Here is a 25,918-nt window from a genome sequence, read left to right on the forward strand (position 1 = left end):
CATGAAGGTCATTCTCGCGGGGACCGCGATGGCGCTGGCGCTGCCGGCCGCCGCGCAGGAGACGCAGACCGTCGGCGTCTCGATCCCCGCCGCCACCCACGGCTGGGCGGGTGGCATGAACTACTTCGCGCAAGAGGCCGTTGACCGGCTGGAAGAGGTCTATCCCCAACTGGACTTCGTGCTCGCCACTGCCGGCGACGCGGCCGAGCAGGTCAGCGACATCGAGGACATGCTGGCGACGCGGAACATCGACGCCCTCGTCGTCCTGCCCTTCGAATCCGACCCGCTGACCGGCCCCGTCGCGGCGGTCGCCGACAGCGGCGCCTGGGTCACGGTCGTGGACCGGGGCCTTTCGCAGGAAGGGATCGAGGACCTCTACGTCGCGGGCGACAATCCCGGCTTCGGCCGCGTCTCGGGCGAGTTCATGACCAGCCAGATGCCGGACGGAGGGGACATCGTCGTCCTGCGGGGCATCCCGACGACGATCGACAACGAGCGCGTCGAGGGCTTCGAGGAGGCGATCGACGGCTCGGGCATCAACGTGCTGGCGATGGAGCATGGCAACTGGAACCGTGACGACAGCTTCACGGTCATGCAGGATTTCCTGTCGCGCTATCCGAACATCGATGCGGTCTGGGCGTCCGACGACGACATGGCGATCGGCGTGCTCGCCGCGATCGAGGCGGCGGGGCGCGACGACGTGCAGTTCGTCCTCGGCGGGGCGGGCATGAAGGAGATGATCGCCCGTACCCGCGACGGCGATCCGATGATCCCCGCCAACGTGACCTATCCGCCCGCGATGATCGGCACGGCGATCGAGCTGACGGCGGTCGGCCTGACCTCCTCGGCGCCCGTCTCGGGCGAGTTCACGATCGGCTCGGTTCTGATCACGCCGGACAACGCGGAGGACTACTACTTCCCCGACAGCCCGTTCTGATCGGGTCGGGGGCGGGCCGCGCCGGCGCCGCCCCCACGCGCGTCAGCCCGATTCGGTCCCGAGGAACCCGCCCGACCGCTCGCCCCAACGCTCGCGCGGCAGGGCTTCCTCCTCGACGGCGACCTCGCCTTCGAAGAAGGCCCAGCCGAAGGGCGCCAGGGCGGACCCGTCCCAGCCTTCCGCGGGGCCGGTCCGTTCCTCGCCTGTCAGCCCGAGCGGCTCGGCGGAGAGGTTGAAGACGCCCTTCAGCCCGTCCCGGTCGATCACGAGACCACGCGCGCCCACATGCGGAAAGGCGATGTCGCCCGTCAGCAGTTCCTGCCGGGCGCGACGCTGGGCCAGCAGGGCCTTGTAGCACGCCAGCACCGAACCCTCGCCCTGGAGGTCCACCGCCCGTTCGAGCTGCGGCTCCTTCACGGGCAGCCAAGGCGTGCCGTCGGTGAACCCACCCTCTTCGTCCTGGGCGGTCCAGACCATAGGCGTGCGGCAGCCGTCGCGGCCCTTGTAGTCGGGCCAGAAGGCGAAGGCGGGCGGATCGGTCAGTTCCTCGTAGAGGATGTCCGTCTCGATCTGGCCCAGCTCCTCCCCTTGGTAGAGGCACACCGACCCCCGGAAGCTGAGGAGGAGGGCCGCCGACAGCTTGGCGACCGCGTCCGTGACGTCCCGGTCGTCGTCGGTGCCCGTCAGCCGGCGCGAGAAGCGGGTGGCGTGTCGAGTGACGTCGTGGTTCGAGAACGCCCAGCACGGCCATCCGTCGGGAGCCTTCTCACCGTACTCGGTAATGCGGTCTGCGTAGAAGCGGGGGCTGAAGTTCGGGCCCAGCATCTCGAACGAGTAGGCCATGTGCAGCCGCTTCTCGCCGCGGGTGTACTCGGACATGATCTCCATGGGGATCAGGCTCTCGCCGATCTCGCCTACCATCATCCGGGCATCGTACCCGTCGGTCATGGTGCGCAGCGTCTCCATGAACCCAAGGTTCTCGGGCTGATTCTTCGAATGGAGGTGCTGCTGCATCTCGTAGGGATTGGCGGGGGGCCATTCGTCCCAGCGCCGGTCCTCGGGGACGGGTGGGTTGGATCGCAGCTGCGCGTCGCAATAGTAGTAATTCACCGTGTCGAGGCGGAAGCCGTCGATCCCGCGGTCCAGCCAGAACCGCATCGTGCCGAGGATCGCCTCGCGCATGGGGGCGCAGTGGAAGTTCAGGTCTGGCTGCGAGGGCAGGAAGTTGTGGAGGTAGTACTGCCGCCGCCGCGCCTCCCAGGTCCAGGCGGAGCCGCCGAACACCGAAGGCCAGTTGTTGGGCGGCGAGCCGTCCTCCTTCGGGTCTGCCCAGACGAACCAGTCGGCTTTGGGATTCGTGCGGTCCTGGCGCGACTCCTCGAACCACGGGTGCTTGTCCGAGCAGTGCGAGATCACTTGGTCCACCACGACCTTCAGCCCGAGGTCATGCGCCCGCTCGATCAGGGCGTCCATGTCCCGAAGCGTGCCGAAGAGCGGGTCGATGTCCGTGTAGTCCGAGACGTCGTAGCCCATGTCCTTCATCGGCGAGGTGAAGACGGGACTCAGCCACACCGCGTCGGCGCCGAGGTCGGCGACGTGGTCGAGCCGCCGGGTGATGCCCGGCAGGTCGCCGATGCCGTTGCCGGTGCTGTCCTGAAAGCTGCGGGGGTAGATCTGGTAGATCGTGGCGCCGCGCCACCATTCGTCGGCCATTCCCATGACTCCGCGAGGATACGTTCCCGGATCCGCTAGGGCAGCCCGCAGGCGATTGGAAGCGCCTCGGACGGATCAGGCAGCGCCGCGCTGCGGAAGATGGGCCGTCAGCGCAGGGATCGCCTTCTTCAGCTTGAAGAATCCCGCCGTGGCCTTCGGCCAGGCACGGGCGTCGTAGCTGCGCAGCGCCCGGACGAGGGGCAGGCCCGACCGCTCGGCCGCCCTCAGCGCGTCGGCTGCGGGGCCCGCGGGGGCGTAGGGCGTCACCACCTTCGCGAGGCTTTCGGTCCGCGCCCAGGCGGCGGCCTCCTCTGGCCCGTCGAGCCACCGTGCCGCGATCCCCCGCTCGCGCATGGCGTCCTCCGCGGCCGCACGGGTCCAGCCCAGCACCTTCGGCGCGACCCTCAACGGCGAGCGTCCCTCCGGCGAAAGGAGGACCGCGGTGGGCGCGCCCTCCATGCGGGGCAGGACATGGTCCGCCCAGAGGTCGTCCTCGTGGATCAGGACGCCGTCCGCGTCCGACCAGTCGTCGCCTTGGGGCGGCGCCCCCGGGGGCGGGTTGGGCATGCCGCCGGCCGGCTCGGCCCGGCCGGCCAAACGGTCGTCGGGCTCGAAGCGTCCGTTCGTGTAGCGCGTGATGTTCCCGTTCCTCGCGAGGTAGGTGCGTCCTTCGGTATGCAATCCGACCACCCAGCGCCAACTCAACGTGTTGGAGGCTGCATCGCCATCCAGGAGGTGCCGGATGAAGAAGTCGGCCCCCAGCTCCCATGGCAGGCCGAGCGTGTGGGTCCAGAGCGAGGCGAACCACATCCGCGCGTGGTTGTGCACGTAGCCCGTCTCGACGAGCTCCCGGGCCCAGTGATCGAACGCCTCATACCCCGTCTCGCCCTTGCAGGCCGCCTCCCATTCCGAACGCAGGCCGCTCTCGGCCTGCACCCGGTCGAGCTGTCGGCGCACGTCCCTGCCATATCCGGCCCAGAGCGACGGGCGCAGCTCCATGAAGCCCTTGAAGTAGGTGCGCCAGTGGACCTCCGACACGAACTTCGCCGCCGCGTCGGGAGCGTGCCGGGCGAGCACGGCATCCAGCACCTCCGCCTCCGTTACGAGGCGGTGTCGCAGCCAGGGCGAGAGGACGGAGACGGCGGGATAGCCATTCTCGCTATCGTCGGCGTTGCGTCCCGTGGCGTAGGCTCTCCCGGCTTCGGGCGCGAATGCCTGAAGCCGTTCCAGGCCGGCGGCGCGGGTAGGGGAGAGATCCAGCATGGCGCGAAGACTAGGGCCGCGGCCGCACCGGGCGAGGGCGGGTTGCGGCTCCGGGATGCCGCCCCTACCTTCGCTCTCCGGGCGGCGACCGCGGCCCTGATCTGAGCAGAGGCGACCCGAACATGCGCGACCCCGTCGACACCTACATGAACCTCGTCCCCATGGTGGTCGAGCAGACCTCGCGCGGAGAGCGTGCCTACGACATCTTCTCGCGCCTCCTGAAGGAGCGGATCGTCTTCGTGAACGGACCGGTGCACGACGGGATGAGCCAGCTGGTCGTCGCGCAGCTCCTCCACCTGGAGGCGGAGAATCCGACCAAGGACATCTCGATGTACATCAACTCGCCCGGCGGCAGCGTCGTCGCAGGGATGAGCATCTACGATACGATGCAGTACGTGCGCCCCAAGGTGTCGACGCTGGTTTGCGGCATGGCCGCGTCCATGGGATCCGTGATCGCCATCGGCGGCGCGAAGGGGATGCGCTTCTCGCTCCCCAACGCCGAGTTCCTGGTCCACCAGCCCTCAGGCGGCTCGCAGGGCACGGCAGCCGACATCCTGATCTCTGCAAAGCACATCGAGCAGACGCGCGAGCGGATGTACCAACTGTACATGCGTCATTCCGGCCAAGACTACGAGACCGTCCGCGCGGCCCTCGACCGGGACAAGTGGATGACGCCCGAGGAGGCGAAGGATTGGGGGCATGTCGACGAGATCGTCGAGAGCCGCGATCAGGTCCCCTCGGACGACGCGAAGTAGGCTGGTCGGTACAAATGCGGGGGCCCCCGTTGCGGGCCCCCGTGGCCCGGCCTAGGGTCCGGGTGAGCAGGGGCGGGCCGCAAGTGGCCCGACGGGATGGCGACCCGGCAAACGCCAGCACACTCAGGCGGTTGTCCTTCGGGCGGTCGCCGAACGCCGGAGGACGGACATGGCGGGCGCTCAAGGCAAGGATGGCAAGAACACCCTCTACTGCAGCTTCTGCGGGAAGTCGCAGCACGAGGTACGCAAGCTCATCGCGGGACCGACCGTGTTCATCTGCGACGAGTGCGTGGAATTGTGCATGGATATCATCCGCGAGGAGACGAAGTCAGCGGGCCTGAAGTCCGCAGGCGGCGTGCCCACGCCGAAGGAGATCTGCGAGGTCCTCGACGACTACGTGATCGGTCAAGCCAAGGCCAAGCGCGTCCTCTCCGTTGCGGTGCACAACCACTACAAGCGTCTCGAGCACGCCGGGAAGGGTGAGATCGAGCTGGCGAAGTCCAACATTCTGCTGATCGGTCCCACGGGTTGCGGCAAGACCCTGCTGGCGCAGACGCTCGCGCGCATTCTCGACGTGCCGTTCACCATGGCCGACGCGACCACGCTGACCGAGGCCGGCTACGTGGGCGAGGATGTCGAGAACATCATCCTCAAGCTGCTGCAGGCCAGCGAGTACAACGTCGAGCGGGCGCAGCGTGGCATCGTCTACATCGACGAGGTCGATAAGATCACACGCAAGTCGGACAACCCGTCGATCACGCGCGACGTGTCGGGCGAGGGAGTGCAGCAGGCGCTCCTGAAGATCATGGAGGGCACCGTCGCCTCCGTGCCGCCGCAGGGCGGGCGCAAGCATCCCCAGCAGGAGTTCCTGCAGGTCGACACCACGAACATCCTGTTCATCTGCGGGGGGGCCTTCGCCGGGCTCGACAAGATCATCGCGCAACGTGGGAAGGGCAGCGCCATGGGCTTCGGCGCAGACGTCCGAGCGCCCGACGAGAAGACCGTCGGCGACCACTTCAAGGATCTCGAGCCGGAGGACCTCCTCAAGTTCGGCCTCATCCCCGAGTTCGTCGGCCGCCTGCCGGTCATCGCGACGCTCGAGGATCTCGACGAGGATGCGCTCGTCACCATTCTGACCGAGCCGAAGAACGCCCTCGTCAAGCAGTACCAGCGCCTGTTCGAGTTGGAGGATACCCAGCTGACCTTCACCGACGACGCGTTGACGGCCATCGCCAAGCGAGCGATCGCGCGGAAGACTGGTGCACGGGGATTGCGATCGATCATGGAGGACATTCTCCTCGACACGATGTTCGACCTGCCGGGTCAGGAGAGCGTCAACGAGGTCGTCGTCAACGAGGAGGCCGTCGGTCCCGCTTCGCAGCCTCTGCTCATCCATGCGGAGGAGAGCGCGGAGGCCTCCGCCTGACCCGCCGCATCCGCTCTGGCGGACCTTTCGAGGATAATGTCGGCTACTGCCGTGCCGTAGTGCATGAAGGTTTAGTCCATGTTGCCGGTACGGTCGGCGAGGGCGAGGACGTGGTGGCGCAGTGTCACGCCGCCCTCGCCACCATTGAGGCGGCACTGGAGGAGGCGGGTACGGGTTTCGCTCACGCGCTGCGGGTGCGCTATGTCCTGCCCGACCCGGCCGAGTTCGAAACCTGCTGGCCCCTTCTCCGAAAGACCTTCGCCAGCAACCCTCCGGCGGCGACGATGATATCTGCCGCGCTGATCGACCCCCGCTTTCGCATCGAGATCGAGCTGACGGCGGCTATCGGCTGAAGGACGCTAGATCCCTCGTTCGACACTTTTCGTGGGCCCGGCGCTCGCGATGCCGAGAACGATCGCGAGCAATCCGATCACGATGTCGTTCACCGTCGCCCCGAAGGAGTAAGGGGCGAGGACAAAGGGTGCGATGACCAACCATGCACCGATGCCGGCGCTGGTGTAAGAAGCCCAGACGTTGTCCAGCGGCTTCCCCCACCGGATGGCGCCGAGGATCAGCAGAAGGACGCCGCACACCACGTCGTTGTAGGGCGCGGGGATCACGATGTCCGGCGCGGCGAAGTATGGCAGGATGAACGGCGCGATGATGAGCCATGCACCAAGGCCGGCGATGGTGCCGCTGAGGTGCTTGACGGTCTGGGCGGCGTTCTCCCGCATGTCGGGCATGTCCCGCATCGCCCCTCCCGCCCTCGGGGAGGTGTCGGTGACTTCGGGTTCGCGAAACTCGTCGTTATCGGCAGGCATGATCATCCCTCCGTCGGATGTGTGCCATGACGGAACGGCGTAGGGGCGGGTGGCGTTCCCCAGAATGCTGGACGCCCGGTCCGGCCTGCGCCACAAGGGGGCGCGCGCAGCGGGGAGCCTTTGCAATGGGCCTGTTCACCTACATCAAGCAGGGGCTGACCTGGTGGAACGGCCAGACGCTTGGCACACGTCTGTTCACCTGGCGCCGGGGGAAGCGCGTAGGATCGGACGATCTGGGCAACATCTACTATCAGGATGGCAAGCGGCGCTGGGTCATCTACGCAGGCGAGTCGGACGCGTCCAAGGTCCCGCCTGAGTGGCACGGTTGGCTGCATCACAGCTGGGAGGAGCCCCCGACCGTGAAGCCCGTCCCGAACAAGCCGTGGGAGAAGGAGCATCTTCCCAACCTCACCGGCACGCCCGCCGCCTACGCGCCGCCAGGATCGCTTCGGCGCGTTCGGCCCGAGCCCCGATCGGACTACGAGGCATGGACGCCGGAATGATCCGTCTTGCCGTTCTCCTGACGGTAGCGGCCTTGCTGCCGGCTCATGCGCAGCGGGCGGACACTGGGGCTGGCGTGGTCCTGCGCGCTATAGACCGGATCACCGGTGAGCGGCGGGATATCGAAATGCCCAACAGCTCGATCGCTACCTTCGAGGGAATGGAGGTCGAGCATGCCGAATGTCGCCATCCTGCAGACAATCCTTCGGGGGATGCCTACGCATTGCTGCAGGTGCGGAACCTGGAGGATGAGACGGTGCTGTTCCGGGGTTGGATGATCGCCTCCGCGCCGGCGCTCAACGCGCTCGACCATCCGCGCTATGACGTCTGGGTCCTGCGCTGCACCATGTCCTGAAGAACCTCCTCGAGAGAGGGTTCGGGTCCCAGCCGGTCGGGGCGAAGGGCTAGCGCAGCGCCCAGCCTGCGGCGGTAGTCGTCCTGCCTGATCTCCTCGGCGCCGAGCGACAACAGATGCGAGGTGACGAACTGGGTGTCGAACAAGGCGTATCCCGCCCGGCGAAGCCGGTGGACCAGTACCGCAAGCGCGATCTTCGATCCGCCGGTCTCACTCGAGAACATGGATTCGCCGAAGAAGGCTCCGCCTATGGCCACCCCATAGACACCGCCGATCATCCGGTCGCCGCGCCACACTTCCTGGCTATGTGCGAAGCCTGCCGCGAAGAGCTGGCGGTAGAGGTCAATCAAGCGGCCGGAGATCCACGTCTCGTCCCGTGCCGCGCAGCCTGCGAGGACCCCCTCGAAGTCCAGATCCAGCGAGGTCGTGACCGATCCCGTCCGCGTAGCGCGCCGCATCTGCTTGATGGTGCTGCGGGACAGACGGAAACGATCCAAGGGCAGCACCCCTCGCCACCGAGGCTCGACCCAGAAGAGGTCCGGGTCGTCCCGGGTTTCCGCCATGGGAAAGACGCCCTGCATATAGGCCCCGAGCAGACTCTCTGCCGTTACTGGGGCCCCGACGTCCTTCATAGGATCACGTAAGCGGGTCGGTCTCGAGCCACTTCTCGAGCCAATGGATGTCGTACTCCCCCGCCTGAATCGCATCCTGCTTCAGCAGGGCGTGGAACAGCGGCACCGTCGTGTCGACCCCGTCGACGATCAGTTCGCCAAGAGCCCGTTCGAGCCTGGCGAGCGCTTCGGGTCGATCACGTCCCTCCACGATGAGCTTCGCGATGAGCGAATCGTAGTAGGGCGGGATGCGGTAGCCCTGATAGAGTGCGGAATCCATCCGTACCCCGAGGCCACCGGGCGCATGATAGGCGGTGACGGTTCCGGGGGAGGGGGAGAAGCTCGGGAGCTTCTCCGCGTTGATCCGGACCTCGATCGCATGGCCTCGCACGCCAAGGTCGTCCTGCACGAAGGACATCGGCAGGCCGGCGGCGACGCGGATCTGCTCGCGTACGAGATCGACGCCGTACACGGCCTCGGTCACCGGATGTTCGACCTGAAGTCTGGTGTTCATCTCGATGAAGTAGAACTCGCCGTTCTCGTAGAGGAATTCGATGGTGCCCGCGCCGATGTAGTCGATGCCCGCGACGGCCTTGGCGCAGATCGCACCGATCTCGGCGCGCGTCTCCTCATCTATGGCGGGGCCGGGGGCCTCCTCGAAGACCTTTTGGTGGCGGCGCTGGAGCGAGCAGTCCCGCTCGCCCAGGTGAACCGCGTTCCCCTTGCCGTCGCCGAAGACCTGTATCTCGATATGGCGGGGCTTCTCGAGATATTTCTCGATGTATACCTCGTCGTTGCCGAAGGCGGCCTTGGCCTCGGAGCGGGCGGCGCCGAAGGCAGTCTCCATCTCCTTTTCGGAACGGGCGAGCTTCATGCCGCGCCCGCCGCCACCCGCCGTCGCCTTGACGATGACGGGATAGCCGAACTCCTCCCCGATGGCCTTGGCAGCCTCTAGGTCTGGAACCCCCCCGTCCGAGCCCGGCACGCAGGGCACGCCGAGCTTCCGCATCGTGTCCTTGGCGGTAATCTTGTCACCCATCACGCGGATGTGCTGGGCGGTGGGGCCGATGAACGTCAGTCCGTGCTCTTCGACCACCTGCACGAACTGTGCGTTCTCGGAGAGGAAGCCGTAGCCGGGATGGATCGCCTCGGCCCCCGTGATCTCGCAGGCCGAGATGATGGCCGGGATCGAGAGGTAGGACTGGTTCGAGGGCGGCGGGCCGATGCACACGGCCTCGTCGGCCATGCGAACGTGCATCGCCCCTTCGTCGGCGGTGGAATGCACCGCGACCGTGCCGATCCCCATCTCGCGACAGGCTCGGATGACGCGTAGCGCGATCTCGCCCCGGTTGGCGATCAGGACCTTCTCGAACATCAGTCGACGATGACCAGCGGGGCGCCGAACTCGACGGCGTCGCCATCGGCGACCAGGACCTCGCGCACCGTTCCGGCCTTCGGAGCGGGAATCTGGTTCATCGTCTTCATGGCCTCGACGATCAGTAGCGTCTGCCCCTCGGCGACTTGGTCGCCCTTCGACACGAAGGCCGCGGCCCCGGGTTCCGGGGCGAGGTACGCGGTGCCGACCATCGGCGAGGTCACTGTACCCGGATGATCGGCGGGATCGGCATCGGCGGACGGCGTGGGTGCGGCCTGCTGCGGAGCGGCCGGTGCCGGCTGATACGCAGCCGCAGGGGCAGCGGGAGCCTGCGCGGCATAGCGCGAGACGCGCGCCTTCAGCGAGTCGTCCTCGCCATAGTCGCGTCGAACCTCGATTTCCGCCAGATCGTTCTCGCGCAGCATCCGCGCAAGCGCCTCGATGAAGGCTACATCGGCATCCTCGCGTGCGTCTTTGCTGCTACCGGTCATCCATTCCTCGCCTTGCCCGCCGACCCGCAGGTCCGTCGCCGCCTTACACCGGCGGCGGCACAGGCGAAAGGGATGGCGGACGACCGCTTCGCCTGCCGGGCTCGGCATCAGGCAAAGTCGCCGGGCGGAATGGCAGATGGCGAAACGCAAACGGGCCGCCCGATAGGGGCGGCCCGCAAGCTCATCCTATGTCCGTTTGCTTACCGGATGTAGGCGTCGCCGATCCGGCCATCGGCGGGCAGGAACTCGACCATGTCGTTGTCGTACTCGTCGAGGCCCTCGAGCACCGAGGCGCTCATCTGGACGACGAGGTCGTCACCGACCATCGAGAACCGCTCCAGGGGAAGGGCGACGTCGTGCTCGCCCAGCCCGAGGAAGCCGCCGACGCCGACGATCGCCACAAGGCGGTCGCCCATCAGGCCGATGTTGTCGACCTCGCCGATGTCCTCGCCGTCCGCGGCCAGCACGTCGCGGCCGACGAGATCGGTTACGAGCGCGTCGTCGAAGGTCGAGTAACCCTGCAGGCGCGTGGCCTCGTCCTCGACGAACAGGTTGTCGCTGCTCGTGGCCATGTCGGTCACGATGACGTTCGGATCACCCTCTTCCTGGAGGTCGATCTGCGCGTCGGCCTGCTCGACTTGGATGTCCGCGTCGCCACCATCGACGACGTTCACCTCCGCGTCGGCCGTCTCGACCGAAACCTGCGGCTCGCCAGCTTCCTGGATCTGCACCTCGGCGTCGGCCTGCTCGATGCGGACGTCGGCCTGCGTGGTGCGGTTCACGTCGATCTGGGCCTCGGCCTGACGGACGTCGACCTGAGGCTCGGCTTCCATGATCCGGATCTGCGGCTCGGGTCGCACGAACCGGACGACGGGCTCGGGCTGGTCCACGGCGACCTCGGCGTCACCTTGGGCGACCTGCACGTCGGGCGCGGGCATGCGGATGGTCACGACGGGCTCGGGGATGCGAACGGTGACGACCGGTCGGTCCTGCTCGACCGTGACGACCGGGGCCTGCTGCTCGACCGAGACGCGCGGCGGCGTTTGAGTCACGGTGATCTCGGGCTGCGGCTGCTGCACGGTCACCTCGGGCTGGGCCTGGTCGACCGAGACGACCGGGTCGGGCACGTCGACGGTCACGTTGGGATCGGCCTGCTCGACGATGAACTGGCCACCCATCCCAGCGTCGGCCGTCGTCCGGCGCGCGAACGAGCGGTTGCCCTCCGCATCGACATCGGCCATCGCGAACTCGCGGTCGATCAGGTAGGGCGTGCCTTCGGCGTCGATGTCGTAGGCGCCGGTCGGCACGCGGGTGCCGTCGGCCATGACCACGATGTAGTTGCCGTTGTCGTCGATCGCGCGGCGGTCGCCGTCCATCTGGAACTGCAGCGCTTCGTACTGCTGTCCGTCGATGTCGATCATCTCCTGCGCCATGGCGCCGGTGCTCATCAGGGTCGCGATCGCGACCGTGCCAAGAAGGTGCTTGGTCTTCATGGGGGAGTTCCCTCCGTTTCGGTGCATACGGCGAGGCAACGGGAGGGGGGGCTTCCATGTTCCCCCATATGTAAAAAAATGTCTTCCCCCCTCTAAGGCGGCGGCAGGCGGGGGCGCCGGAGGCGTCGGAGAGGCTTCCGCGACGCTTCCGGTTCCAATCAACGCATCTCAGTCGCTCCGGTTCATCCGGTTCTCGATCAGGTCATCCACGACCTGGGGCTCGGCCAAGGTCGAGATGTCGCCGAGGCTGCCGAAGTCGTCCTCGGCGATCTTGCGAAGGATGCGCCGCATGATCTTGCCTGACCGTGTCTTAGGCAGTCCGGGCGCCCACTGGAGCAAATCGGGCTTCGCGATCGGCCCGATCTCGTCGCGGACCCAACTCTCCAGCTCCTTACGGAGGTCGTCGGACGACTCGCGCCCCGACATCAGCGTGACGTAGGCGTAGATGCCCTGGCCCTTCACCGGATGCGGATAACCCACGACGGCCGCCTCGCTGACCGCCTCGTGGGCGACGAGCGCGCTCTCGACCTCGGCGGTGCCCATGCGATGGCCGGACACGTTGATCACGTCGTCCACCCGGCCGGTGATCCAGTAGTAGCCGTCCGAGTCCCGCCGGCACCCGTCGCCGGAGAAGTAGTAGCCTGGGTATTGTCGGAAGTAGGTGTCCATGAACCGCTGATGATCGCCCCAAACGGTCCTCATCTGGGCGGGCCAGCTGTCCGCGATGCAGAGCACCCCTTCCGCCTCGACCGTCTCGATGGGTTTGCCGGACTCGGGTTCGAGGATGGCGGGCTCGACGCCGAAGAAGGGCAGGGTGGCGCTGCCGGGCTTGGTGGGGATCGCGCCGGGCAGGGGCGTCAGAAGGTGACCGCCCGTCTCCGTCTGCCACCAAGTGTCGACGATGGGGCAGGTGCCGCGGCCGACCACCTCGTCGTACCAGCGCCAGGCCTCTGGGTTTATCGGCTCCCCCACCGTGCCGAGGACGCGGAGAGAGGAGAGGTCGTGATTGGCGACCCATTCGTCGCCCTGACCCATAAGGGCGCGGATGGCGGTGGGGGCGGTGTAGAACTGGTTGACGCTGTGCTTGGCGCAGACCGCCCAGAAGCGACCTGCATCCGGGAAGGTCGGCACCCCCTCGAACATCAGGGTGGTCGCGCCGTTCGCCAAAGGGCCATAGACGATGTAGGAATGGCCCGTGACCCAGCCGACGTCAGCGGTGCACCAGAACACCTCGCCCGGCCTGTAGTCGAACACATGCTCATGGGTCATGGCGGCATAGACGAGATAGCCGCCCGAGCTGTGGACCACGCCCTTGGGAAGGCCCGTGGAACCTGAGGTGTAGAGGATGAAGAGCGGATCCTCGGCGTTCATCTCCTCGGGCGGGCAATCGTTCGAGACCTTCGCCTCCTCCTCGTGGAGCCAGAAGTCGAGGTCTTCGCGGAAGGCGATCTGCTGGCCCGTGCGCTTCACCACGAGGCACTTCACCTCGTCGAAGTCGTTCAGCAGCGCCTTGTTGACGTTGTCCTTGAGGTTCGTGACCCGCCCGCCGCGCGGCGCGCCGTCCGCCGTGATGACGAGCTTGGCGTCGCAGGCGTTCACGCGCGCGCCCAACGCATCGGCCGAGAAGCCCGCGAACACGACCGAATGGATCGCCCCGATCCGCGCGCAGGCCAGCATGGCGTAGGCTGCCTGGGGGATCATCGGCAGGTAGATGACGACCCTGTCGCCCTTGCCGACCCCGAGCGCCTTCAGGACGTTCGCCATCTTCGAGACGTGGTCGTGAAGCTGGCGGTAGGTGATGTGCTGCGCACCGCCCCCTTCGACGGAATCGGGGTCGTCCGGCTCCCAGATGATGGCGGTCTGGTCGCCGCGCTCCGCGAGGTGGCGGTCGATGCAGTTGGCGGCGACGTTCAGCGTGCCGTCCTCGAACCACCTTATGGAGACGTCGGGGTAGCGGAAGTTCACGTCCTTCACGGTCGTGAAGGGCTTGATCCAGTCGACGCGGCGGCCGTGCTCGGCCCAGAAGCCCTCCGGGTCCTTCACGCTGCGCTCGTACATCGCGTCGTAGGCAGCGCGGTCGATGGTGGCCTTCGCGGCGAATTCCTCGGACGGGGGGCGGGTGCCGTCTGGCATGTCTGGTCTCCCTTGTGGCACATGGGGCCGGGGCGGGCCCGTCCCCGCGGTCGTCAAATCAGATCGCCAGGTATTCCTGGCGAAGCCGCTCGTCCTCCAGCACCTCCCTCGCGGAGCCGTCGAAAACGACGCTGCCCGTGTCGAGGATCACCGCCCGGTCCGCGAGGTTCAGCGCCCGCACGGCGTTCTGCTCGACGAGTATGGTGGTTAGGCCCTGGTCGCGCACCACGTTTAGGGTCTTCTCGATCTCGTCCACGATGACCGGGGCCAGCCCCTCGTATGGCTCGTCGAGAAGGAGGACCTTGATGTCACGCGCGAGCGCGCGTGCGATGGCCAGCATCTGCTGCTCGCCCCCCGAAAGGGTCGTCCCCTCCTGCTTGCGACGCTCGCCGAGGCGGGGGAAGAGGTCGTAGATGCGTTCGAGCGACCAGCCCACGGGCGGGGCGATCTGGGCGAGCTTGAGGTTCTCCTCGACCGTCAGACCCTGGATGATGCGGCGATCCTCGGGTACGAGGCCGATCCCGGCCTGTGCGGCATCGTGTGCCTTCATCTTGTGCAGGGGCTTGTGGTCCAGCCAGACCTCTCCGTGTCGGATCTCGGGCTCGGCCACCCGGGCGATGGCACGCAGGGTCGAGGTCTTGCCCGCCCCGTTGCGTCCCAGCAGCGCGAGGATCTCGCCTTCGTGGACGTTGAAGGAGATGCCCTGAACGATGAAGCTCTCGCCGTAATAGGCCTCCATCTCCCAGACGGAGAGGAAGGCCGGCGCGGTGCTGGCGTGGTTGGCGTTGGGATCGAAGGGCGCGTGCTGGTTCATGGGGCTGGCTCCTTACGCCGCTTCCTCGGCCGGCTGGCCGAGATAGGCTTCCTGGACCTTCGGGTGGCCCTTGATCGCCTCGGGCACGTCCTCGACGAGGGGGGTCCCCTGGGCGAGCACGGTGATCCGCTCTGCGAGGGAGAAGACGACATGCATGTCGTGCTCGATGATGCACATGGTGATGTCGCGCTTCTCCTTGATCTCCCGCAGAAGGTCGATCGTGTTGTTCGTGTCGGCGCGGGCCATGCCCGCGGTGGGCTCGTCCAGGAGCAGCAGGCGCGGCTCCTGCACGAGGCACATGGCCATCTCCAGCCGCCGCTTGTCCCCGCGCGAAAGGGCGGCGGCGTGGATGTCGCGCGCGGAGGTCATGTTCATGTCCTCCAGGATCGCCTCGGCCTGCTCCCGCACGCCCGTCTGCCGGCGCACTGCGGACCATGCGTTCAGCGCGAACGCCCCGTCGCGGTGCGCGAAGCAGGGGATCATCACGTTCTCGAGCACCGAAAGGTCGCCGAAGATCTCGGGCGTCTGGAACACGCGGGAGATGCCCATCTGGTTGATCTCGTGCGGCTTGCGCCCGAGGACGGACTGACCGTCGAACATGACGGACCCCGTGTCCGGTATGAGCTTGCCTACGAGGCAGTTCAGCAGCGTCGACTTGCCCGCCCCGTTCGGCCCGATGATCGCGTGGACCGTGTTCTCCGCGACCGAGAGGTTCACGTCCCCGAGCGCTTGCAGCCCGCCGAAGCGCTTGGAGACGTTCTTGACTTCCAGAATGCCCATCGGTGTCACTCCTCGGCCTTGGCGCGGGTGTCTGCGGCGGGCGCCTCGACGCCCAGCCCTTTGCGGTCGCTGCGTCGGAAGACACGGCCCAGGCGCTGCCCGCCCTCGACGAGGCCCCCGGGTAGGAAGATGACCACCAGCATGAAGACGATTCCCAGGGTCAGGTGCCATCCCTTGCCGACGAAAGGATAGACGATCGTCACGAGGACGTCCGACAACCCGTCCGGGAAAACGGAGAACCAGCCCTCGAGCACGCCCTTGTTGATCTTCGAGAAGATGTTCTCGAAGTACTTGATGAGCCCGGCGCCCAGGACGGGGCCGATAAGGGTGCCCGCGCCGCCGAGAATGGTCATCAGGACCACCTCGCCCGAGGCGGTCCACTGCATCCGCTCGGCCCCTGCGAGGGGATCCATCGATACGAGGAGCCCGCCCGCGAGGCCGGCGTAGACGCCCGAGATCACGAATGCCGCCAGCGTGTAGGGCCGCGACGAGACGCCCGTGTAGTTCAGCCGCTGCTGATTCGACTTCACCGCCCGCAGCATCATCCCAAAGGGCGAGCGGAAGATGCGGATCGAGACGTAGAACGCGACGATCATGACGGCGGCGCAGAAGTAGTAGCCGACGTTGAACGGGAACGCCCAGACGCCAAGCCCCTCGATCCGGAAGGTCACGAGCTCGGTCGTGCGCATCTCCAGCCCGAAGAGCGAGGGCAGGGGGATGTTCCCCGAGGCGGTCACGCTCTCGCCGAGGATGCGGGGGTCGTTCAGCGCGAGTTGAAGCCCTGTCTCGCCCCCCGTGATCGGCGTCAGGACCGAGTAGGCGAGCGCGAAGGACATCTGCGCGAAAGCGAGCGTCAGGATCGAGAAGTAGATGCCCGAGCGGCGCAGGCTGACATAACCCACCATCAGCGAGAAGAGGGCGGCGACCGCCATCGACGCGCCGATGGCCAGCAGGACGTTCATCCCGAGCAGCTTGAACATCCACACACCCGCGAACGAGCCCGCGCCGAGGAAGGCGGCATGTCCGAAGGAGAGGTAGCCGGTCAGCCCGAAGAGGATGTTGAAGCCGATGGCGAAGATCCCGAAGATCACGAAGCGCTGCATCAGGTCCGGATAGCCGGCGTTGAACTGCGCAAGGCTGCTCGTCGCGGGGAAGGGATTCAGCAGGACCGGCGCTGCCATCGTCAGCACGATCACCAGCAGCAGGAGACCGGCGTCCCGGCCCGTGAGCCCGAGGAAGCCGGAGCGTTCCCTTCGGGCGGCGGTGCGCGTGCCGCGCGCGGCGTCGGGGCGGCCGAGTTCGGGGTTGGCGGTCATGGGATCAGTCCTCCATGACGCCCTTGCGGCCCATCAGGCCGCGCGGACGCGTGAGCAGGATCAGGACGGCGGCGAGGTATATCACCACCTGGTTGATACCGGGGATCAGCTCGATCACCGCGTTCAGCGAGGCGAGGGACTCCAGCACCCCCAGGACGAACCCGGCGAGGACCGCCCCCCCGAGGCTGCCCATCCCGCCGACGACCACCACGACGAAGGAGATCACGAGGAAGTCCATCCCCATGTGGTAGTTGGGCGAGTTGATGGGCGTGTACATCACCCCCGCGAGGCCCGCGACCGCCGCCGCGATGCCGAACATCACCGTGAAGCGCTTGTCGATGTCGATGCCGAGGATGCCCACCGTCTCGCGGTCGGCCATGCCGGCGCGGACCACCATGCCGAAGGTCGTGAACTGGAGGAACGCGAAGACGCCCGCGATGATGATCAGCGCGAAGACGAAGTAGATCAGGCGCCAATAGGGATAGATGATCGTGAAAGGATCGAACCCGAGCACCGCGCCGAGGTCGAAAGAGCCGGAGAACGCGTCGGGCGCGGGGGTCGGGATCGGGTTGGCGCCATAGAAGTACTTGATGATCTCCTGCAGCACGATCGCGAGGCCGAAGGTCACGAGGATCTGGTCGGCATGGGGGCGTTTGTAGAAGTGCCGGATCAGGCCCCGCTCCATCGCGAAGCCGATCAGCAGCATCACGGGGATCGCGAAGAGGATCGCCAGCGGCACGGACCAGTCGATGATCGCGTTGCCCGCGGCCTCGCCGAACCATTCGACGACGTAGGGGATGTCGACCTGCATCGGATTGCCGAGGAAGTCGGTGCGGCTCTCGTCGACGACCGTGTGCGAGATGGTCAGGAGCTGCGAGAGGAGGACGGCGCAGAACGCGCCGAGCATGAAGAGCGCCCCGTGCGCGAAGTTCACCACGCCGAGCGTGCCGAAGATCAGCGTGAGGCCGAGGGCGATCAGCGCGTAGGCGCTGCCTTTGGAGAGCCCGTCGAAGAGCTGAAGGATGATGCCGTCCATCTGTCAGGGACTCCCCTTGGTGGTGGCGTGCGCGCGGAAGAGAAGGGGTGGGCGGCCCCGGACAACGGGGGCCGCCCCGCGGCGCCTAGGCGCCGTTGTTGCACGACCCGAGGTCGCCGCCTGCGAACTGCGGGTGGTCGGGCGGGTAGGTGACCTGCTCGACCGGGGTCACCTCGACGATCTCGACGAGATCGAACTCGTTCTCCGGGTTCTCCTTGCCGCGCACGACGACGACGTCCTTGAAGCACTGGTGGTCGGCCGCGCGGTACAGGGTCGGGCCGTTGCCCAGGCCGTCGAACTCGAAGCCCTCCAGGGCCTCGACCACGGCGCAGGGCTGGAAGGACCCGGCGCGCGTGACCGCGTCCGCGTAGAGCAGCGTCTGCACGTAGCAGGTATGCGCCGCCTGAGAGGGCGGGAAGCCGTACTTCCGGCCGAAGGACTGCACGAAGGCGTTGGTGCCGGAGTAGCGGTCGCCCAGCTCGTTCTCGAGCTTCCAGTCCCAGTTCTGCGAGCCCAGGATGCCGGCGATGTTCTCTCCCGCGCCGCGGGCCATCAGCTCGGAGTAGAGCGGGACGACGATCTCGAACTGCTTGCCGTTGGCCTCCTGCTGGCGCAGGCCGAACTGCACGGCGTTGGTCAGCGAGTTGACCATGTTGCCGCCGTAGTGGTTCAGCACCAGAACGTCCGCGCCGGAGCCCAGGACAGGCGCGATGTAGGACGAGAAGTCCGTCTGCGTCAGCGGCGTGCGGACGGTGGCGACCGTGTCCCAGCCCAGAGCCTCGGTGGAGGAGGTGATCGCCTCCTCGGTGGTGTAGCCCCAGTTGTAGTCGGCCGTCAGGTGATAGGCCCGGCGGTCCGTCCCGTAGCGGTCCGCGAGGATCGGCGCGAGCGCGGCGCCCGACATGTAGGAGTTGAAGAAGTGCCGGAAGCCGTTGGCCTTCCGGTCCTTGCCGGTCGTGTCGTTCGAATGGGTGAGGCCCGCCATGAAGATGACGCCCGCCTCCTGCGCGAGCGCCTGCACCGCGACCGCGACGCCCGAGGACGAGCCGCCGGAGATCATGACCGCGCCGTCGCGCTGGATCATCCCCTGCGCCGAGGCGCGCGCGGCGTCCGACTTGGTCTGGGTGTCGCCGGTCACATACTCGACCCGCTTGCCGAGGATGCCGGTGCCGTCGAGGTTCTGCTCGGAGAAGGTGGACAGCATGCCGCCGTCGCCCTCGCCGTTGAGATGCTCGACCGCCAGCTCGAACGCGCGCAGCTCGTCCGCGCCCTCGTCGGCGTAGGGGCCGGACTGGGGCACGTTGAAGCCGAGCGTGACGGTGTCGCCAGTGGGCGCGTTGGTGAAGCCGCTCTCCTGCGCCCAGGCGGCGCCGGTGAAGATCGTCGGCGTGGCGAGCGCCGCGCCGGCGCCCGCGCCGGTCTTGAGCGCACCGCGGCGCGTCAGGTTCTTGGACATGGATGTCCCTCCCTAGAAGTTCCTTGCGGTCGGGCCGGCCGTCACGAGAGGCGGATCCCGCCGATCCCTCATTTGCAGGGGACGCACCCTGTATCGCAAAGCCGCCATTCTCCCGCCACCAAACTGCCGCTGGGAAAGGAGCTTTTTGTTAAGAAGTTTGCAAAGCTCATCGTCGAGCCGTATGTTCGTTATCAACGCGACGCGGCGGGAATCGAGATGCACACGCGGCAAGACGATGATCCGCAGCGGTTATCGGGAAGCCGTCCCATGAGCGCGAAGGGCAATGCCGGTCCCGCCATCCGTCGGCGCCGTCTCGCGCTGGGGCTGAAGCAGGCGGAACTGGCGCGCAGCTGCGGCATCTCCCCATCCTATCTCAACCTCATCGAGCATGGCCGCCGCCGGATCGGCGGGCCCCTCCTCGAGCGGGCGGCCCGTGCGCTCGGCGTCGATCCCGGGGGGCTGGAAGACGGCGCCGAGGTCGAGGCGTTGCGCGCTCTGGCCGGATCCGGTTCCCTGCCCGCGGACGAGCCTGCGGACGCGTTCGCGGCACGGTTCCCAGGATGGGCCGCGTTCACGCTGCGCCAGGCGGAGAGGATCGCCGCGGCGGAGGAGCGGCTGCGAGCCCTTTCGGACCGGATCGCGCACGATCCGGCGCTGGCGACCTCGCTGCACGAGATCGTCTCCGCGGCGACTGCGGTGCGGGCGTCGGCTTCGATCCTCGCGGGGGACAAGGTCGACCCCGACTGGCAGCGCCGCTTCCTGCGCAACATCCGCGAGGACGCGCTGCGCCTCGGAGCGGCGGCGGAGGATCTGTCGGGTTTGCTGCGCCCCCGGGGGACCGATGCCGAGGACGGTGTGGTCGTCACGGCGCGGGAGGCCGCCGAGCGCTGGATCGCCGAGGGCGGCACCCGGCCCGAGGGACCGGCAGGTGAGATCGCGGAAGCGCTCGTCGCCCTTCTGGAGGACGCGGGCGACGCCGAGGACGGCGCCGCGGACCCGTTCGAGGGCGACGGGGATCCGGTGCGGGCGGTGCGACGTGTGGGGCGGCAGGCCGGCGCCGGCCTCATCCTCGCCGACGGGACCGGCGCGCCGCTGCTGCGCCTGCCGCCGGACGGTTTCGGCTGGCCGCGCGCGGGGCCGCCATGCGGGCTGCTGCCGCTCTTTGACGCGCTGGGCGATCCCGGCCGCCCCGTGACGGCCACGCTCGAGACGCCGGACGGCCGGCTCTGGACGGCGCACGCGGCAGCCGCGCGGCGGTGGCCGTTCGGCGCGGACGGCCCGCCGGTCACCGAAGTCGCTATGGCGTTGGCCCTGGGCGGCGGGCCTTCCCCCCGTCGCGCCGTCGGCCCTGGCTGCCGTCTCTGCCCCAGGACCGACTGCCCCGCGCGGCGCCGGCCGGCGATCTCGGGGGCGGGGTGATCGCGTGGTGGCGGCAGGCGACCCTCGCGCCCTCTTGCGCCGCGCCCCTCGGCCCGGCACGCTGCGCCCGTCGTTTCGGGGGGGAGGCCGGATCGCATGATGGGTGTCCAGGACGGCCCGGACCGCCCGCGGCGCGTGGCGCTGGTGGAGGACGAGCCCAACATCCGCGAGGCGCTGCGCTTCATCCTGTCGCGCGCGGGCTGGCGGCCCTTCGTGATCGGTGACGGAGCCACGGCGGCCGAGCGATTGGCCGAGGACCCGCCCGATGCCGCCATCCTCGACGTGATGCTGCCGGGCCGATCGGGCTTCGACGTGCTGCGGGCCCTCCGTGCCGATCCGGCGACGGCGGCGTTGCCCGTGCTGATGCTGACCGCGCGAGGGCAGGACAAGGACCGGGCGCTGGCGCTGGCGCTGGGGGCGGACGACTTCATGACGAAGCCCTTCTCGAACGCCGAGGTGGTCGAGCGGCTGGACACCCTCGCGCGCGCGCCGCAGGCGAACTAGCGCCTTGGTCCGCCGCGCGTCGCCGATCTTCCTCGAAAGGCGCTCATACCGGCGCCGGCGGTTGGTGGACGCGGTGCGGCTGCTGCCGTTCGCGGGTATCGCTTTCTTTGCCGTGCCGATCCTGTGGCCCGTGCAGGGAGGGCCCTCGCTGGCGGGGCGGACGGCGGCTCTGTTCGGAGGCTGGATCATCCTGATCCTCGGCGCGGCCATGCTCGCCCGCGCCTTGGGCCGCCCGCCGCCCGCCGGCGAGGACTAGCGTGATGACCGCGCAGTCCTTCGTGGTTCCGGCTGCGCTGGGATATGGGGCCTTGCTCTTCGCGATCGCGGCTCTGGCCGAGGCGAGGGCCCGGCAGGGACGTGCCCGCTGGCTGCGAGGCCCATGGGTCTACACCTTGTCCCTTTCGGTCTACTGCACCGCTTGGACGTTCTACGGCGCGGTGGGCTATGCCGCCCGTTCGGGGTTGGAGTTCGCGACGATCTATCTCGGGCCGACCCTCGTGATGATCGGCTGGTGGTGGGGCCTTCGGAAACTCGTCCGGATCGCGCGGGTCCAGCGGATCACGTCCATCGCGGACCTCGTCTCCTCGCGGTTCGGCAAGTCAGGGCCGTTGGGGGCGGGGGTGACGCTGCTCGCGCTGGTGGGCACGATGCCCTACATCGCCCTCCAGCTGCAGTCGCTGACGGTGTCCTTCGCCGTCCTCGGCGGCGACCCGCGGCCCGCGTTCGAGGACCTCCAGGCCTTCGCGCTGTGGGCGGCGGCGGGCCTCGCCCTCTTCACCATCCTCTTCGGCACGCGCGCACTCGACGCGAGCGAGCGCCATCACGGCGTGGTCACTGCCATAGCCGTCGAGGCGATCGTCAAGCTCGTCGCGCTGGTCGCGGTCGGCCTCTTCGTGACTTTCGAGGTCCTCGGCGGTCCGGGACCGGCCATGGCGCGAATCTCCGCCTCGGACCTGCCGGCGGCGGTCGCTCCGGGGCGCTGGGTCGGCATCATGGCGCTTGCCGCCGCGGCCTTCCTCACGCTGCCGCGCATGTTCCACGTCGCCGTCGTCGAGAACGCGGACGAGGGGCACCTGCGGACCGCTTCCTGGGCCTTCCCCCTCTATCTGTTCGCGATGTCGCTCTTCGTCGTCCCGATCGCGGTCGCTGGGCTCGAGGCGCTGCCGCCGGACGCGAACCCCGACCTCTTCGTGCTGACCCTGCCAATGGCCGCCGGGCGCGAATGGCTCGCGCTGCTGGCGTTCCTGGGCGGCTTCTCGGCCGCCACGAGCATGGTGATCGTGGCCGCGCTGGCGCTGGCGACGATGGTATCGAACCATATCGTCGTGCCCATGTGGCTTTGGTCGCAAGGGGGCGGGGCTGCGCTGTCGGGCGACGTGAGGCGCACGACGGTGCTGTCGCGGCGCGTCGCCATCGGCGCGGTGCTGCTGCTCGGCTGGGCCTATTGGCGCGCATCCGATGGGGGCGAGGCGCTGGCAGCGATCGGCCTCGTCAGCTTCGTCGGGGTGGCGCAGATCCTGCCGGCGCTGCTGGGGGGCATCTTCTGGCGCGGCGGTACCCGCTGGGGCGCCGCCGCAGGCCTCGTGACCGGCTTCGCGGTCTGGTCCTGGACGCTGTTCCTTCCCTCTTTTGGAGACGGCATCGTTCCTGCGGCGGTCATGGTAGATGGCCCCTTCGCCATGGGCTGGCTGCGGCCGACAAGCCTCTTCGGGCTGTCCGGCATGGATCCGGTTGTCCATGCGTTCGTGTTGTCGATGCTCCTGAACTCCTTCGCGTTTGTGGCCGTCTCGCTGGTGACCTTTCCCACCCCTCTGGAGCGTCTTCAGGGCGCCGCCTTCACCGGCGTGTTCGAGAGCCGCGCCTCCGGGGCCGACGACGCGCGCGGCGCCGATCCGGAAGCGCTCATGGTGATGGCCCAGCGTCTGCTGGGGCCGGGCAGGGCACAGGCGTTCTTTCGGGGCTGGGCCGCGCGGCAGGGCCAGGACGGCTACCTTCCGGACCCGACGCCGGAGTTCCTGATGGCGCTGGAGCGCGAGTTGGCCGGAAGCGTCGGCGGCGCGACGGCGGACGCCATGATGGCGCAGGTCATGGGGCGGCGGGCGATCTCGGTCGCCGACTTGGTGGCCGTCGCCGACGAGACGGCGCAGGTGCTGGAGCAGTCGCATGCGCTGCAGCTGAAGACCGAGGAGGCCGAGCGGGCGGCAAGGGGCCTGCGGGATGCCAATGCCGCCCTGACCCGGCTGGCGCGCCAGAAGGATGCGTTCCTCGGCCAGATCTCCCACGAGCTGCGGACCCCCATGACCTCGATCCGGGCCTTCGCCGACATTCTGATGTCGAACGACCTCTCCGACGCGGAGCGGGCGCGCTATGCTGGCACGGTGCATGACGAGGCCATGCGCCTGACGCGGCTGCTGGACGACCTTCTCGATCTTTCGGTGCTGGAGAACGGGCAGGTGCGGCTGAACCTCGCCGAGGCGCGGCTGGACGCCGTGATCGATCGGGCGCTGCTCGCGGCAGGAACGCACGGCCTTGCCGTGCGGCGCGATCCGGTGGACGAGCGGGTGACGCTCTTCACGGATGCGGACCGGTTGGTGCAGGTCTTCGCGAATCTCGTGACGAATGTCCGCAAGTACTGCGACGCCGAATCGCCGGAGTTGCGCTTCGAGGTGAGGCGGCGGGACGCCGAGGTGCTGGTCGACGTGGTGGACAACGGCACCGGGATCGCGCCTGCGGACCGCACGGTCATATTCGAGAAGTTCGCTCGCCTCGGCGATCATGCCGCCGCTGGCGGGGCGGGGCTGGGCCTCGCCATCAGCCGCGAGATCATGGAACGCCTGGGGGGTGGGATAGCTTACCTGCCGGGGCAGGGCGGCACGGCATTTCGGGTGCGCCTGCCGCGGCGCGTCGCCCCGGCCGGACATCGCGAGGCGGCCGAATGACGGGCGGCTAAACGGTTTCTCAACCCTTTGCGGGCAAGAGATCGACATGGCCCTCGCCGCGCCCGACCTCCTGCCGCGCCTCCTGCGCCGCCCCTCCGCCGCCCGCACCCCCGCGAGGGCGGCTGTCATGGGGGCGGTGCCGCGTCTCGCCGAGCGCTGGACCGGAATGCCTCTGGTGCCGAGGAACCTCGACATAGTCCTCGGCGAGCGCGAGCGCCTCGCGCCCCTGCCCGAAGGACCGCTGCTGGCCTTCTCGGCAGAGAATGCCCCGCGGGACGGGTTCGCCGTGTTCACCCCGAACCTCGCCGATGCCGTGGCGGAGTGGCGCCTGACCGGCCGTCCGCTGGCCGGCACCGCGCCGACCGGCGGGGGTATCGCCGCCGGCGCGCTCTGCGCATCGTTCGCGGCGGAGTTGCTGGCGCTCGTGGACGAGGTGGCGTCGTGGCTATCCGCCGGACCGCGCCCGGCCCGCCCGCTGAACATCCTCCTCGAACCCGGCCTCTACGAACGGATCGAGCTGCACCTAGCGGGCAAAGGAGTGGATGGACGGATCGTGCTCCTGCGACCAGTCGAGGGGCGGGAAGGCATGGCGCCCGACCTTTCGGGCGGGCCGGTGCCGCTGTCGCGCAAGGGCAGCCGCGCGCCCCTCCGCGCGGTGCTGGCGCGCGCGCGGATACCTTTGGCGCAAATCGAAGGATTGACCGTGGGGACGGTGCTGCCCTTGAACGGGATCGGGTTGTCGGGCGCCACGTTGGAAGCGAAAGGCCGTTCTATCGCCAGTGGACGTGTCGGGCGGGCAGGAACGGTGCGCGCGCTCCGCCTGCATGGCACCGGCCGTCCGAACGGATCGGTGCCCGACGTCCTCTCGCCCGCGGACGTCATGGGCACCGCCTTCGGCTTGGAGCGGCCCATCCAGCCTGTTTCCGGGGCGTTGCAGGAACAGGACCGGCCGGATGAGAGGGACGGCGAGCCGAGCACGAGGGCCTTCGGCGGCCATTCCACGCCAGCACCCGGAAACGATCCCCCGACCTCCGAGGCCGGCGAGCCGGCAGGTTCGTGAAGCCCGTCCATCAGCGGACGATTGCGCCGTAGCGGCCAGCAAGGTGCGCCGCCCTGGACCTTTCTGTCTCGAGATCTCGCGCCGGCCGAGCATTTCGAGATGCTCCGACCAAGCCTCCGATCGGGGGGTCAGCCCAAGCGGCCGCGGAGACCGCCGAGGTCGTAGCCGGCCGCTGCGGCGTTGGCGATGATCTCCTCCTCCGGCATATGACCCGCCTCGCCCAGTGCCCAGAGGATCGTGCAGCGCGTGCCGGAGGCGCAGTAGGCCAAGACCGTCCCGCTCCCTTCGGTCGACAGCCGAGCCACTTCGGCCCGCTGCCGCGCCGCAAGCTCCGGCCCGATCTCGGCGTGATGAGCTGGCAGTTCGGCGAAGGCGAGGCCGGCAGCCTCGGCAGCCGCGCGCAGGTCCGCCGCACGAAGGCCAGCGGGCACTTCCCCGTCGGGCCGATTGCACAGGATGGCGGTCACCCCTTCAGCGGCGAGAACGGGAACATCCTCAGGCTCGATCTGGGGTGAGACGGCGTGGCGGTCTGTCAGCGGGCGGATCGGCATGGGCTGGATCACTACCGGGCGGAAGGTCGTCAGGCCAGCCCCCCGAGGCGCTGAACGGAGCCCAGGGGTCGCCCGCATGCCTTCGACCGATCGGGCAGCCCGCGTGATACGGCGAACGGCGGCCGGCATCGCCATAGGAATGGTTCGGACCGCTCAGGCCGATGCCCGG

The 25,918-nt window shown here is 68.3% G+C and carries 25 protein-coding genes; 11 read left to right on the forward strand and 14 right to left on the reverse strand.

Annotated elements, in window-relative coordinates; all coding sequences use genetic code 11:
• Position 1: 1 nt before the first annotated feature.
• The gene (locus BCF33_RS02205; protein WP_106160158.1) at positions 2–937 is read left to right on the forward strand and encodes an ABC transporter substrate-binding protein; all 936 of its coding nucleotides are present in this window, start codon (positions 2–4) and stop codon (positions 935–937) included.
• A 42-nt stretch (positions 938–979) separates the two neighbouring features.
• Here BCF33_RS02205 and BCF33_RS02210 read toward each other — a convergent pair whose 3' ends face one another.
• Complete coding sequence (locus BCF33_RS02210) at positions 980–2,650, reverse strand: alpha-amylase family glycosyl hydrolase (protein WP_106159302.1); 1,671 nt, start codon at positions 2,648–2,650, stop codon at positions 980–982.
• 75 nt (positions 2,651–2,725) lie between these two features.
• Positions 2,726–3,913: an FAD-binding domain-containing protein gene (locus tag BCF33_RS02215; protein ID WP_106159303.1), complete on the reverse strand. Its 1,188-nt coding sequence runs from the start codon at positions 3,911–3,913 to the stop codon at positions 2,726–2,728.
• A gap of 122 nt (positions 3,914–4,035) precedes the next feature.
• Between BCF33_RS02215 and BCF33_RS02220 the strand changes: the two genes are divergently transcribed.
• The 3 genes from BCF33_RS02220 to BCF33_RS02230 all read left to right on the forward strand — a co-directional run bounded on the left by BCF33_RS02220 (position 4,036) and on the right by BCF33_RS02230 (position 6,447).
• Entirely contained in the window at positions 4,036–4,668 is a 633-nt protein-coding gene (locus tag BCF33_RS02220; protein ID WP_106159304.1) for an ATP-dependent Clp protease proteolytic subunit, read from the forward strand.
• A gap of 169 nt (positions 4,669–4,837) precedes the next feature.
• Positions 4,838–6,094 (forward strand): ATP-dependent Clp protease ATP-binding subunit ClpX, encoded by a 1,257-nt coding sequence (clpX, locus tag BCF33_RS02225; RefSeq protein ID WP_106159305.1) that lies wholly within the window; start codon positions 4,838–4,840, stop codon positions 6,092–6,094.
• A complete protein-coding gene (locus tag BCF33_RS02230) occupies positions 6,091–6,447 on the forward strand; it encodes a Rid family hydrolase (protein WP_106159306.1) in 357 nt (118 codons plus the stop codon). The genes clpX and BCF33_RS02230 overlap by 4 nt, the downstream gene beginning before the upstream one ends.
• A 6-nt stretch (positions 6,448–6,453) precedes the next feature.
• On the opposite strand, the gene BCF33_RS02235 is transcribed toward BCF33_RS02230, so the two are convergent.
• Entirely contained in the window at positions 6,454–6,915 is a 462-nt protein-coding gene (locus BCF33_RS02235; protein WP_158259332.1) for an SPW repeat domain-containing protein, read from the reverse strand.
• 125 nt (positions 6,916–7,040) lie between these two features.
• On the opposite strand from BCF33_RS02235, the gene BCF33_RS02240 reads away from it, so the two are divergent.
• Positions 7,041–7,418 (forward strand): NADH:ubiquinone oxidoreductase subunit NDUFA12, encoded by a 378-nt coding sequence (locus BCF33_RS02240; protein ID WP_106159308.1) that lies wholly within the window; start codon positions 7,041–7,043, stop codon positions 7,416–7,418.
• The gene (locus BCF33_RS02245) at positions 7,415–7,771 is read left to right on the forward strand and encodes a DUF2155 domain-containing protein (RefSeq protein WP_106159309.1); all 357 of its coding nucleotides are present in this window, start codon (positions 7,415–7,417) and stop codon (positions 7,769–7,771) included. The genes BCF33_RS02240 and BCF33_RS02245 overlap by 4 nt, the downstream gene beginning before the upstream one ends.
• Here BCF33_RS02245 and aat read toward each other — a convergent pair.
• From aat to BCF33_RS02295, 10 genes are all read right to left on the reverse strand, one after another.
• Positions 7,735–8,403 carry a leucyl/phenylalanyl-tRNA--protein transferase gene (gene aat / locus BCF33_RS02250; RefSeq protein ID WP_106159310.1) on the reverse strand — a complete coding sequence of 223 codons (669 nt, stop codon included), beginning with the start codon at positions 8,401–8,403 and terminating at the stop codon, positions 7,735–7,737. The genes BCF33_RS02245 and aat overlap by 37 nt on opposite strands.
• A gap of 4 nt (positions 8,404–8,407) precedes the next feature.
• Positions 8,408–9,757, reverse strand: coding sequence for an acetyl-CoA carboxylase biotin carboxylase subunit (gene accC / locus BCF33_RS02255; RefSeq protein ID WP_106159311.1), 1,350 nt, complete (start codon positions 9,755–9,757; stop codon positions 8,408–8,410).
• Positions 9,757–10,248, reverse strand: a complete 492-nt coding sequence (accB, locus tag BCF33_RS02260) for an acetyl-CoA carboxylase biotin carboxyl carrier protein (RefSeq protein ID WP_106159312.1) — start codon at positions 10,246–10,248, stop codon at positions 9,757–9,759. The genes accC and accB overlap by 1 nt, the downstream gene beginning before the upstream one ends.
• 200 nt (positions 10,249–10,448) lie before the next feature.
• A complete protein-coding gene (locus BCF33_RS02265; RefSeq protein ID WP_106159313.1) occupies positions 10,449–11,741 on the reverse strand; it encodes a PRC-barrel domain-containing protein in 1,293 nt (430 codons plus the stop codon).
• Positions 11,742–11,909: 168 nt separating this feature from the next.
• The gene (gene acs, locus BCF33_RS02270; RefSeq protein ID WP_106159314.1) at positions 11,910–13,874 is read right to left on the reverse strand and encodes an acetate--CoA ligase; all 1,965 of its coding nucleotides are present in this window, start codon (positions 13,872–13,874) and stop codon (positions 11,910–11,912) included.
• Between the two features lie 58 nt (positions 13,875–13,932).
• Positions 13,933–14,688: an ABC transporter ATP-binding protein gene (locus BCF33_RS02275; protein WP_106159315.1), complete on the reverse strand. Its 756-nt coding sequence runs from the start codon at positions 14,686–14,688 to the stop codon at positions 13,933–13,935.
• Between the two features lie 12 nt (positions 14,689–14,700).
• On the reverse strand, positions 14,701–15,468 hold the full coding sequence (locus BCF33_RS02280; RefSeq protein ID WP_106159316.1) for an ABC transporter ATP-binding protein: 768 nt from the start codon (positions 15,466–15,468) through the stop codon (positions 14,701–14,703).
• Positions 15,469–15,473: 5 nt separating this feature from the next.
• Positions 15,474–16,649 carry a branched-chain amino acid ABC transporter permease gene (locus BCF33_RS02285; RefSeq protein ID WP_245883750.1) on the reverse strand — a complete coding sequence of 392 codons (1,176 nt, stop codon included), beginning with the start codon at positions 16,647–16,649 and terminating at the stop codon, positions 15,474–15,476.
• Between the two features lie 139 nt (positions 16,650–16,788).
• The gene (locus tag BCF33_RS02290; RefSeq protein WP_106159318.1) at positions 16,789–17,820 is read right to left on the reverse strand and encodes a branched-chain amino acid ABC transporter permease; all 1,032 of its coding nucleotides are present in this window, start codon (positions 17,818–17,820) and stop codon (positions 16,789–16,791) included.
• Positions 17,821–17,905: 85 nt separating this feature from the next.
• Positions 17,906–19,276, reverse strand: a complete 1,371-nt coding sequence (locus tag BCF33_RS02295; protein WP_106159319.1) for a substrate-binding protein — start codon at positions 19,274–19,276, stop codon at positions 17,906–17,908.
• 267 nt (positions 19,277–19,543) lie between these two features.
• Between BCF33_RS02295 and BCF33_RS02300 the strand changes: the two genes are divergently transcribed.
• The 5 genes from BCF33_RS02300 (at position 19,544) to BCF33_RS02320 (ending at position 25,198) form a co-directional block, all read left to right on the forward strand.
• A complete protein-coding gene (locus BCF33_RS02300; RefSeq protein WP_158259333.1) occupies positions 19,544–20,695 on the forward strand; it encodes a helix-turn-helix domain-containing protein in 1,152 nt (383 codons plus the stop codon).
• A gap of 96 nt (positions 20,696–20,791) precedes the next feature.
• Positions 20,792–21,199: a response regulator transcription factor gene (locus tag BCF33_RS02305; protein ID WP_245883689.1), complete on the forward strand. Its 408-nt coding sequence runs from the start codon at positions 20,792–20,794 to the stop codon at positions 21,197–21,199.
• 64 nt (positions 21,200–21,263) lie between these two features.
• Entirely contained in the window at positions 21,264–21,455 is a 192-nt protein-coding gene (locus BCF33_RS02310; RefSeq protein ID WP_245883690.1) for a hypothetical protein, read from the forward strand.
• Positions 21,456–21,459: 4 nt separating this feature from the next.
• Entirely contained in the window at positions 21,460–24,138 is a 2,679-nt protein-coding gene (locus BCF33_RS02315) for a sensor histidine kinase (protein WP_106159322.1), read from the forward strand.
• Positions 24,139–24,184: 46 nt separating this feature from the next.
• Positions 24,185–25,198, forward strand: coding sequence for a FliM/FliN family flagellar motor C-terminal domain-containing protein (locus tag BCF33_RS02320; protein WP_106159323.1), 1,014 nt, complete (start codon positions 24,185–24,187; stop codon positions 25,196–25,198).
• A gap of 128 nt (positions 25,199–25,326) precedes the next feature.
• Here BCF33_RS02320 and BCF33_RS02325 read toward each other — a convergent pair whose 3' ends face one another.
• Positions 25,327–25,761, reverse strand: coding sequence for a protein tyrosine phosphatase family protein (locus tag BCF33_RS02325; protein ID WP_342747413.1), 435 nt, complete (start codon positions 25,759–25,761; stop codon positions 25,327–25,329).
• Positions 25,762–25,918: the final 157 nt, after the last annotated feature.

Origin of the sequence: Hasllibacter halocynthiae, assembly GCF_003003095.1 — a bacterium.
Lineage (GTDB): Bacteria > Pseudomonadota > Alphaproteobacteria > Rhodobacterales > Rhodobacteraceae > Hasllibacter > Hasllibacter halocynthiae.

What these genes read in the sequence shown, in the direction of transcription:
- BCF33_RS02205 (WP_106160158.1), top strand. Translation starts at nt 2, where the DNA reads ATGAAGGTCATTCTCGCGGGGACCGCGATGGCGCTGGCGCTGCCGGCC.
- BCF33_RS02210 (WP_106159302.1), bottom strand. Translation starts at nt 2,650, where the DNA reads ATGGCCGACGAATGGTGGCGCGGCGCCACGATCTACCAGATCTACCCC.
- BCF33_RS02215 (WP_106159303.1), bottom strand. Translation starts at nt 3,913, where the DNA reads ATGCTGGATCTCTCCCCTACCCGCGCCGCCGGCCTGGAACGGCTTCAG.
- BCF33_RS02220 (WP_106159304.1), top strand. Translation starts at nt 4,036, where the DNA reads ATGCGCGACCCCGTCGACACCTACATGAACCTCGTCCCCATGGTGGTC.
- clpX (WP_106159305.1), top strand. Translation starts at nt 4,838, where the DNA reads ATGGCGGGCGCTCAAGGCAAGGATGGCAAGAACACCCTCTACTGCAGC.
- BCF33_RS02235 (WP_158259332.1), bottom strand. Translation starts at nt 6,915, where the DNA reads ATGCCTGCCGATAACGACGAGTTTCGCGAACCCGAAGTCACCGACACC.
- BCF33_RS02240 (WP_106159308.1), top strand. Translation starts at nt 7,041, where the DNA reads ATGGGCCTGTTCACCTACATCAAGCAGGGGCTGACCTGGTGGAACGGC.
- BCF33_RS02245 (WP_106159309.1), top strand. Translation starts at nt 7,415, where the DNA reads ATGATCCGTCTTGCCGTTCTCCTGACGGTAGCGGCCTTGCTGCCGGCT.
- aat (WP_106159310.1), bottom strand. Translation starts at nt 8,403, where the DNA reads ATGAAGGACGTCGGGGCCCCAGTAACGGCAGAGAGTCTGCTCGGGGCC.
- accC (WP_106159311.1), bottom strand. Translation starts at nt 9,757, where the DNA reads ATGTTCGAGAAGGTCCTGATCGCCAACCGGGGCGAGATCGCGCTACGC.
- accB (WP_106159312.1), bottom strand. Translation starts at nt 10,248, where the DNA reads ATGACCGGTAGCAGCAAAGACGCACGCGAGGATGCCGATGTAGCCTTC.
- BCF33_RS02265 (WP_106159313.1), bottom strand. Translation starts at nt 11,741, where the DNA reads ATGAAGACCAAGCACCTTCTTGGCACGGTCGCGATCGCGACCCTGATG.
- acs (WP_106159314.1), bottom strand. Translation starts at nt 13,874, where the DNA reads ATGCCAGACGGCACCCGCCCCCCGTCCGAGGAATTCGCCGCGAAGGCC.
- BCF33_RS02275 (WP_106159315.1), bottom strand. Translation starts at nt 14,688, where the DNA reads ATGAACCAGCACGCGCCCTTCGATCCCAACGCCAACCACGCCAGCACC.
- BCF33_RS02280 (WP_106159316.1), bottom strand. Translation starts at nt 15,468, where the DNA reads ATGGGCATTCTGGAAGTCAAGAACGTCTCCAAGCGCTTCGGCGGGCTG.
- BCF33_RS02285 (WP_245883750.1), bottom strand. Translation starts at nt 16,649, where the DNA reads ATGGCAGCGCCGGTCCTGCTGAATCCCTTCCCCGCGACGAGCAGCCTT.
- BCF33_RS02290 (WP_106159318.1), bottom strand. Translation starts at nt 17,820, where the DNA reads ATGGACGGCATCATCCTTCAGCTCTTCGACGGGCTCTCCAAAGGCAGC.
- BCF33_RS02295 (WP_106159319.1), bottom strand. Translation starts at nt 19,276, where the DNA reads ATGTCCAAGAACCTGACGCGCCGCGGTGCGCTCAAGACCGGCGCGGGC.
- BCF33_RS02300 (WP_158259333.1), top strand. Translation starts at nt 19,544, where the DNA reads ATGAGCGCGAAGGGCAATGCCGGTCCCGCCATCCGTCGGCGCCGTCTC.
- BCF33_RS02305 (WP_245883689.1), top strand. Translation starts at nt 20,792, where the DNA reads ATGATGGGTGTCCAGGACGGCCCGGACCGCCCGCGGCGCGTGGCGCTG.
- BCF33_RS02315 (WP_106159322.1), top strand. Translation starts at nt 21,460, where the DNA reads ATGACCGCGCAGTCCTTCGTGGTTCCGGCTGCGCTGGGATATGGGGCC.
- BCF33_RS02320 (WP_106159323.1), top strand. Translation starts at nt 24,185, where the DNA reads ATGGCCCTCGCCGCGCCCGACCTCCTGCCGCGCCTCCTGCGCCGCCCC.